At 41.3% G+C, this 6,015-nt stretch carries 6 protein-coding genes; all 6 read right to left on the bottom strand.

The window, feature by feature from the left end:
• Window positions 1–158: 158 nt before the first annotated feature.
• The 6 genes from AB1488_11395 to AB1488_11370 all read right to left on the bottom strand — a co-directional run bounded on the left by AB1488_11395 (window position 159) and on the right by AB1488_11370 (window position 5,552).
• Window positions 159–806 (bottom strand): adenylate kinase, encoded by a 648-nt coding sequence (locus tag AB1488_11395; protein MEW6410689.1) that lies wholly within the window; start codon window positions 804–806, stop codon window positions 159–161.
• Window positions 807–1,000: 194 nt separating this feature from the next.
• Window positions 1,001–1,663 carry an XTP/dITP diphosphatase gene (locus AB1488_11390; protein MEW6410688.1) on the bottom strand — a complete coding sequence of 221 codons (663 nt, stop codon included), beginning with the start codon at window positions 1,661–1,663 and terminating at the stop codon, window positions 1,001–1,003.
• 19 nt (window positions 1,664–1,682) lie between these two features.
• A complete protein-coding gene (locus tag AB1488_11385) occupies window positions 1,683–2,798 on the bottom strand; it encodes an ABC transporter permease (GenBank protein MEW6410687.1) in 1,116 nt (371 codons plus the stop codon).
• An 8-nt stretch (window positions 2,799–2,806) separates the two neighbouring features.
• Window positions 2,807–3,817: an ATP-binding cassette domain-containing protein gene (locus AB1488_11380; protein ID MEW6410686.1), complete on the bottom strand. Its 1,011-nt coding sequence runs from the start codon at window positions 3,815–3,817 to the stop codon at window positions 2,807–2,809.
• Between the two features lie 26 nt (window positions 3,818–3,843).
• Window positions 3,844–4,875, bottom strand: coding sequence for an HlyD family efflux transporter periplasmic adaptor subunit (locus tag AB1488_11375; GenBank protein MEW6410685.1), 1,032 nt, complete (start codon window positions 4,873–4,875; stop codon window positions 3,844–3,846).
• 8 nt (window positions 4,876–4,883) lie between these two features.
• On the bottom strand, window positions 4,884–5,552 hold the full coding sequence (locus AB1488_11370) for a hypothetical protein (protein MEW6410684.1): 669 nt from the start codon (window positions 5,550–5,552) through the stop codon (window positions 4,884–4,886).
• Between the last annotated feature and the right edge of the window lie 463 nt (window positions 5,553–6,015).

The raw sequence follows: 6,015 nt of genomic DNA, 5'->3' as shown, positions 1-6,015 counted from the left end.
TACTTATTGACTCCGTAGCTACCTGCCTATTTACCGGAACCTCTTTCAGGCCTTTAATCTTTTCCTTAGCCTGCCCCTTGTCAGTTATAATCCTTTCTACAAGTTCTTTACCACCATGTCCTATGATCTTCTCCATCTCATCCTCCTTCCTTATCCCATTATTTATTCTCTAATACAGCACAAACCTTGTTAAATATCTCATCTATATTTCCCACGCCCAGAACAGATTTAAGTATCCCCTTCTTTTTGTAATACTCTATAAGAGGTGCTGTCTGAGCATCGTATACATCAAGCCTTTTCCTGATTGTCTCTTCTCTGTCATCGTCTCTCTGGTAAAGCTCACCGCCACATCTATCGCATATATTTTCTTTCTTTGGTGGGGAAAAATAGATATTATACATCTGCTGACAGTTTTTGCAGGTTCTTCTCCCTGCGAGTCTCTTCAGAAGGTCATCCTTTCGGACATCCACACTCAAGGCAAAATCAAGAGGCTTTCCCAATGTAGAGAGCATAGTATCGAGGACCTCAGCCTGTGGAGTATTCCGTGGAAATCCGTCAAGGATATAGCCATTTTTACAATCATCCTGACTTAATCTTTCCTCGATTAGCCCTATGACCACCTTATCAGGAACAAGTTCACCTTTATCCATATAGGACTTTGCCTCTTTTCCCAGTGGTGTGCCATCGGCTACTGCCTTTCTCAGGATATCCCCCGTTGAAATCTGTGGAATTCCATATTTTTCTATAAGTTTCTTTGCCTGAGTCCCTTTCCCAGCCCCAGGCGCACCAAGTAATACAAGTCTCATATATTATTCCTCCATAAACTAATTAAAGATCTGGTTCTACAACTACTTAAGTAACTAATCCTGCTCTGTTATCAGGACAGGCGCAGAGATAATTCTAAAATTAAAAAGACAAAAATATATAGCCTTTCAAAATTAACAGTTAATTATATGGCAGGGGTTAGATTATTCCTAAGTACTTCTCCAAATCTTAGTAATTATGACAGAAATAAAAAATTTTTCAAGAAAAAAATTAAAATTACCATATTAGTTTTTCTTATAATACTTTTAAGATACCGATAGAGCTTCCTAAGTGCCTTTCCTCTATGGCTGACAGAATCCTTCTCATCAGGGGTCATTTCGGCAAATGTCTTGTCATATCCATCGGGATAAAATACAGGATCATATCCAAAACCATTCTCACCTCTTGGTTCTCTCCCTATCCTGCCTTCAGCGTATCCATAAAATGTATTCACGCTACCGTCAGGGTATGCCAGAGCCACGTAGCAAACAAATCTTGCACCCCTTCTCTCATCATCAATTGAATGCATCTCATGTAGCAGTTTTTCGAGGTTTTCCCTGTCATTCGCACCTCTACCGGCATATCTCGCTGACGATACGCCTGGTGCCCCTTTTAGTGCATACACCTCAAGACCTGAATCATCGGCAAGTGCAGGTTTATCTGTATATCTTGTTACAGATACCGCCTTCTTAACAGCGTTTGCCTCAAAGGTATCAGCGTCTTCTTCTATATCTGGACATCCTATAAAGTCATCGAGAGAAAGTATAGGTATTGGTATATCCTTAAGAATCCTTCTTATCTCTTCTATTTTCTTTTTATTCCTTGTTGCAAGAACTATTTCCAAGTTCGGCAAGCTCACTCCTTCGGCAAGCTCACTTCTACAGTGTCCTTTTAAAGGTCACTATTGCTGCAATCATCATTAATAAGGTAAATATTGAAAGAAAGATAATATCGCCAGTAATACTCTGGAGGCTTGCACCCTTGAAAATAATGGCTTTTAGTGCGTCTATGGCATACGCCTCTGGGTTAACCGTTGCAAATGCCTTAAGCCATGCTGGGAAACTCTCTACAGGATAGACTGCTCCACTCGGAAAGAAGAAGATTACATTGAGAAATCCACCGAATATCCCTACAATCCTCGGATGTCTGACGCGTCCGAGAAAGAGAAACATCATGCTGAGAAGTCCGAGTGTTGTAAGGATTATTACGATTAAAATGGAACCACACTGTTTTATTCCACCAGTAAGACTGATACCCGTAATAAGCATACTTACAGCAAAGACTAGGGTAGCCAGTATAGTAGTTATTATCAACCCACTTACAATGAGTCCTGCAACAATTTCCCCTTTTGTTATTGGAGTAAGAAAATAACTTTCATCCATTCCAAGAAACCTGTCCATGACGAGATTGAAAACACCAGTAGTCATTGTTCCGAGAAATATAGCCATTACTACAACGCCAGGAATAAGGGACTGGTCATAATCCACCTTCGGGTAAAGGTTTTGATTCCTCAGGTATATCTCGGTTCTCGGTTCCCTGACAGGGATGTACTCTATTTTTATGCCCTGTACAATGCCTGCCATTGCCCTATTTATGGCATCGGCTGATATACTGTCGCTATTGTCAAGAAAGAGACCTATCTCTGGAAGATCATTGATGGCAACCCTGCGACTGAGATCTGAAGGGATTGTGACAGCAGCCTTATAATGTCCTCCCTTTACCCCTTCAACTGCTTCCTGTTGATTGCTGAGTTTGAACAGTTTAAATGTCTTTATCCCTGCCTCCACAGTCCTCATGTTCTCCATAAGTCGCTTTGAATAATGACCTGTATCATGATTTACGACTGCTACTGGAAGATTCTTTACCTCTCCCTGAAAAGAATTACCGAGTATAACGAGATAGATAAGGGGCATAATAACACTCATGGCAATGACTACTGGATTACGCATGAACTTTCTCAGGTCCCTTTCTATAACTGCTAAAAGTCTTACCATCTATATCCTTACCTTCCCCACTTCTGTGGGACGCCAGCACCGAGGAAATAACTCACCTTTTTTGCCTCCTCTTCCCTGATCGCCCTGCCAGTGTAATGAATAAAGACATCCTCGAGTGTCTGCTGATGGATGGAGGCTGAAACCACCTCTATGCCGAGAGATTTCACCTCTTCTATGAGTGTTGGAAGATTCTGTGCACCGTTATCAACATAAACCCTGAGTGTAGTCTCTTCAGCATTTATCTTATGGACAAATGGAAGGTTTTTCACTCTTTCATTGAGTTCATCCGTTACTTCAGAGGTTATAATGGAGATAATGTCATTGCCAGGAATCTGTGTCTTTAGCTCTTCAGGTGAGCCAAGAGCAATTATCTTTCCTTTATCTATTATCGCAACCCTGTCACAGAGCGTCTCTGCCTCTTCCATGTAATGGGTTGTAAGGAAGACGCTCAGTGAGTCGCCTTCTCTGAACCTTTCGATAAGTTCCCAGGCAACCCGTCTGCTCTGTGGGTCGAGACCGAGTGTCGGTTCATCGAGGAAAAGTATCTTTGGTCTGTGAACCATCACCCTCGCTATCTCAAGCCTCCTTCTCATCCCTCCAGAATATGTTGCGACAAGGTCATTTGCCCGTGAACTTAAACCAACGAGTTCAAGGAGATATGAGATGCGTTCGTGCCTTATTTTCTTCGGGATTCTATAGAATCTTCCATAGATATCCATATTCTCATATCCTGTGAGATCAAGGTCGCTGGTCATTGTCTGTGGAACGACCCCTATCTCATGTCTAACCGCCTCTGGTTCTTTCATGACATCATAGCCCGCAACCACAGCCTTACCACTGGTTGGTTTTAATAATGTAGTAAGCATCCTTATGAGGGTGGTCTTTCCTGCACCGTTTGGACCAAGAAACCCAAAAAACTCCCCTTCTGTTACCTTAAAACTCACATTATCCACAGCAATAAGTTCGCCAAATTTCTTTGTGGTCTCCAAGACCTCTATTGAATATCTTTCATCTTTCATTTTTCAACTTTCAACTTTCAACTTTTTTATGGTATTTCAACTAATACGGTCATCCCTGGCTTTAAGATCATATCCTTATCTTCAAGGTATATCTTCACTCTGAAGGTCTTTATATCCTGTCTTCCCCTTGTGACATCCCTCTGTGTGGCAAATTCTGCATGTCTTCCTATCTCTTTAACCCTGCCTTCAAATATCCTGTTAGGAATACTCTCTACCTTTATTATAGCCTTATCTCCAAGTTTTATCCTAACAATAAGGGTCTCTTCTATTTCTGTCCTGACCCATAGGTTATTAAGGTCAACAACCGTAAGGATGGTAACTCCCGAGGATACCATCTCTCCTGATTCCATAGCCTTAAAGACAACTGTTCCCGAAATAGGGGTTGTGATGGTGGTATCATTAAGTCTTGCCTTGTGGTAGGCAAGTACTGCCTCCGATTCTTTAACTCTTGCCTTTGCAGATGCAAGCTGGCTTATTGAGTAATTTAACTGGGATGCTGCCAGTTCCATGCGGGAAAGCATAGCCCTGTGTCTTGCCTTTGAAGCCTCATACGCCGCCCTTAAAGATTCAAAGGCTGTAACTGCCTTGTCTTCGTCTGCCTTTGAGACCAGTTCTTCTTTAAAAAGCGATGTTATCCGTTCCATCTGCCTCTTTGCCTCCTCCATCTGGACCTTTGCTTTCTCTACCTCAGCCTCAGCATTCTTAACATCAGCCTCTGCTGTGTTTAACTCTGCCTTTGAACTTTCTATCATAGCATCTGCACTCTTTGCATCTGCCCTTGCTTTTTCTAACGATGCAATAGCCTGCTCCACCAATGCCTTGAGATCATCACTTTCAATCCTGATAACTACTGCACCTGCTTTTACCGTATCTCCTTCCCTGCAACAGATTTCTGCTATCCGTCCAGAGACCTTTGAGGAGAGATTTACCTCCGTAGCCTCAACAATACCGACCGTACGAATGGGCTTAATCTTTTCATCCCTTCTGAATAATAGAAAGGAGAGTATGATTACTGCTATCAGAAAACTGATGGATAAAACAATAACTTTCTTTTTCATAAAATCATTTACCCCGCAATCCTTTCCAATTCCTTCTCATCTATTTGAAGTTCCTGTGCAAGTAGCTTTGGTTTTATTCCGGTTTGATTTATTATCTCTCTGACATATTCCTCATAATTAATATTTTTATCCCAGCACATATAGAAATGTTCTTTGAGTATCATTGCAAGCCCTTCAGAAGAAATTCTATAACCTTTCTTCGTCGCTTCCTTTTCACCTGTGCTTTCAGGAATACCAATCACAACCAATCTGTCATCTACGACTATATAGCGAATGTTATGAACCATGACACAGCTACTGTATCGGATCTCAGCACCAGCCTTCGTATAAAGGTAGCCTATATGCAATCTATCGGGGAATTTTGGTAAGAGGTATTTAACACGCACACCATTCTTTGTTACTTTCTCTATATGTCTTATTATCTCTTTTGTCCTTTTTATATCGTCCCCTGTTGGAATTCTACCCGTGATACACCCTATGATCTCTTCCTTAGCATCTATCATGGAATCAGTGACTGTGAGAAAGTATTCCTGTCGGGTAAGGATCTTTGTTGCCTTTCCCACCTCCAAGAGAAGGTTTTTCCTGGCTCTCCCTTCTTTGATGCTGTAAAGAAGGAGAATAATGGTAGCTACAAGAAGCACTGATTCAAGTAGAAGAAGTCCGGTTTCAACAGTCATATTCCAATCCTTCCCAAAATTGCCGATAGAAGACCGTCATTGCGAGCGAAGCGAAGCAATCTCGCCTTTTTTCGATGAGATTGCCACGCAACTACTACCCCAAAAAGTCTATGACTTTTTGGGGACCCCGACTTCGGGTGCTCGCAATGACAAGTAAGTCAATGTGAATAAAATATTATACTATTAGAACCCTTTCTTTGTCCATTAAATGGGGGCTATGGGGATAAATGATGTGGAGAGTTAATGATCATAACTGTTAAGAGTAAAAAAAGATAAATAATAGAGTAGATAAATGTTATTATATATTTTTTATTGTTTTGATAGAGGGCCAAGAAAGCAGAAAGGAGATAAAAAAATCCGAGAAGCAAAGCGGTTATCATATAAAACTCACCTGTCATCCCTATAGTATAAGGCAAAAGGCTTACAGGCAAAAGTGCAGCGATATAAAGCATGCTCCGTAACT

The organism is Nitrospirota bacterium (assembly GCA_040756155.1).
GTDB lineage: Bacteria > Nitrospirota > Thermodesulfovibrionia > JACRGW01 > JBFLZU01 > JBFLZU01.
This window is presented reverse-complemented; position numbering and strand designations above follow the sequence as displayed.